The sequence below is a fragment of the Variovorax sp. WDL1 genome (assembly GCF_001541225.1).
GTDB lineage: Bacteria > Pseudomonadota > Gammaproteobacteria > Burkholderiales > Burkholderiaceae_C > Variovorax.
Map to the genome: position 1 here is coordinate 1 of NZ_LMTS01000243.1, position 2,508 is coordinate 2,508.

At 64.7% G+C, this 2,508-nt stretch carries 1 protein-coding gene and 1 pseudogene; both read left to right on the forward strand.

What is annotated here, in order from left to right:
- Positions 1-265 precede the first annotated feature (265 nt).
- Entirely contained in the window at positions 266-2,164 is a 1,899-nt protein-coding gene (locus APY03_RS30095; protein WP_068682856.1) for an ATP-binding cassette domain-containing protein, read from the forward strand.
- A 74-nt stretch (positions 2,165-2,238) separates the two neighbouring features.
- Positions 2,239-2,508 (forward strand): annotated as a pseudogene (locus tag APY03_RS44790) (phospholipase D family protein); the annotation flags it as partial.

Sequence of the window (2,508 nt, forward strand, 5' to 3'; positions counted from 1 at the left end):
AGCAACCAGCATCTCAGCGGAGCCTTCGATTATGACACAGATTTGATCACCAGCCACTTTTGAAGTCTGCCTCACTTCAACTTTCGCGCCTAGCTTGAGAGCCCAGAGCGAAACGCTTCGTTTCAGCAGAGCCTGCGATTGTATGCCAAGTTTCTGCACCTGCAACCAGCGTCGGAACCTGAAGGACTGTCGTGGCCCGTCTTCAACCCTGGGCGGTGCGCGCGCGCAAGGCTCTGCATCAGGCCGCTCCGATAATCCACGGCACATGGCACTCATCACACTCCTCGACGCGCAACTGGCGTTCGGACACTTCCCGCTGCTCGATCACACGGACTTCGCGCTGCTCGAGTCCGAGCGCATCGGCCTGATCGGCCGCAATGGCGCTGGCAAATCTTCGCTCTTGAAAATCCTGGGCGGTCTTGAAAAGCCTGACGACGGCACGCTCCAAGCTCAGCAAGGTCTGCGCATCGCGTATGTGGCGCAGGATCCCCAGCTCGACCTGGACGCCACCGTGTTCACGGCCGCCAGCGCCGGACTGGCGAAGGCCATTGCGCTCCGGGAGCAATATCTCTCCGGGGCTCCGGGCCTGGACCTCAATGCGCTGCAATCGCAGATCGAAGCCTTCGACGCCTGGAACTGGGAGCAGCGCGTCGAAGAAACCCTGCACCGGCTGCACCTCGATGGCGCCGCGCGGGTAGGCGCGCTCTCGGGCGGGACCCGCAAGCGCGTAGCCCTTGCGCAGGCGCTGGTTGCCGCGCCCAACGTGTTGCTGCTGGACGAGCCGACCAACCACCTCGACCTGGATTCGATCGAATGGCTCGAGCAGCTGCTGATCGACTTCAAAGGCAGCGTCGTCACCATTACGCACGATCGCAGCTTCCTGAACCGGGTGGCGACCCGTATCGTGGAACTGGACCGCGGCAAGCTCAACTCGTACCCCGGCAACTTCGAGCAATACCTGACGCAAAAGGAAGCGCAACTCGCCCAGGAAGCCATCATCATTGCCAAGGCGGACAAGCTGCTGGCCCAGGAGGAGATCTGGATCCGCAAGGGCGTGGAGGCCCGTCGCACCCGCAGCCAAAGTCGCATCAACCGACTCGAGGCATTGCGCGCCCGGCGCACCGCGCGACGCGAAGCGCTCGGCAGCGTCAGCATGGATGTGGCTTCCGGCCAGACCAGCGGAAAGATCGTCGCGGAGATGGCGGGCGTGACCAAGGCCTTCGGCGAAAAGACCGTGATCCGGAACTTCAGCGGGACCATCCTGCGCGGCGACAAGGTCGGCTTGGTCGGGCCGAACGGCGCGGGCAAGACCACACTGCTGAAGCTCATCCTCGGCGAGCTCGAGCCCGACAGCGGCAAGATCCGCCGCGGCACTAATCTACAAGTCGCCTACTTCGATCAGATGCGCGCCGCGCTGCAGCTCGATGCCACGCTGGAGGATTTCATCAGCCCCGGCAGCGAATGGATCGAGATCGGCAACCAGCGCAAGCATGTCAAGAGCTATCTCGCGGATTTCCTGTTCTCGCCGGCGCGCGCTCAAGCGCCGGTGCGCTCGCTGAGCGGAGGCGAACGCAATCGCCTGCTGCTGGCCCGCCTGTTCGCACGCCCTGCCAATGTGCTGGTGCTCGACGAACCCACCAACGATCTCGACATCGACACGCTCGAACTGCTCGAAGACCTGCTGCAAAACTACGACGGCACCGTGTTCCTCGTGAGCCACGACCGGACCTTTCTCGACAACGTGGTGACGAGCACCATCGCCTTCGAAGGCGATGGCCTCTGGCGCGAATACGAAGGCGGCGTGGAAGACTGGCTGACCCAGTCCAAGCGCGCTCGCGAGATCGCTGCCGAAACGGCCCAGGCTCTTCCCGCACCCACCACCGTGGTTGCCTCCCCCGCGCCGGCAGCGCCCGCGCACGCGGGCACACGCAGAAAGCTCAGCTACAGGGAGCAGCGCGAATTCGACACCCTGCCCGCACGGATCGCCGAGCTCGAAGAAGAGCAGAAACGCATCAACGAAATACTCGAGCTGGAGGGCGGCGCGATTTATGCCAGTGAGGCCTCGCGCGCCGCCGAACTCGCCCAGCGCCACGCACAAATCGACGAGGAATTGCTGGCCGCGATGGAGCGTTGGGAGACGCTCGATTCGGCGCGCCAGGGCTAGCGGCGGCGCTTTCGTCCGACGTGCGGCGAGCCGCGGCTGCGCTATATAGAAGCAGCAAACTTCGATCGGGCAGCATGATTTCATTCAAGGGCTTCCACCCCTTCGCGCGCGCGTGGAGGAGCTGCGCCGCAGCCTTGTGCTCCACCTTCCTCTTGCTCTCGGCCTGCGCCGAGCTGCCCCAGAACGTCCACAGGCCGGTGTCAACCGCGCTCGCATCGCCCGCTGGCACGCCGCTAGCAGCCCTGGTCCAGCAGCGCCGCCAAGCCGCGTCGGCGCGCAACGCGTCCGGCTTCATGCTGCTCGACGGACCGCCGGCCGCCTATGGCAGCCGCCTCGCGCTGGCC

Excerpts from the sequence above, each read along its gene's own strand:
- APY03_RS30095 (WP_068682856.1), top strand. The coding sequence starts at position 266 with ATGGCACTCATCACACTCCTCGACGCGCAACTGGCGTTCGGACACTTC.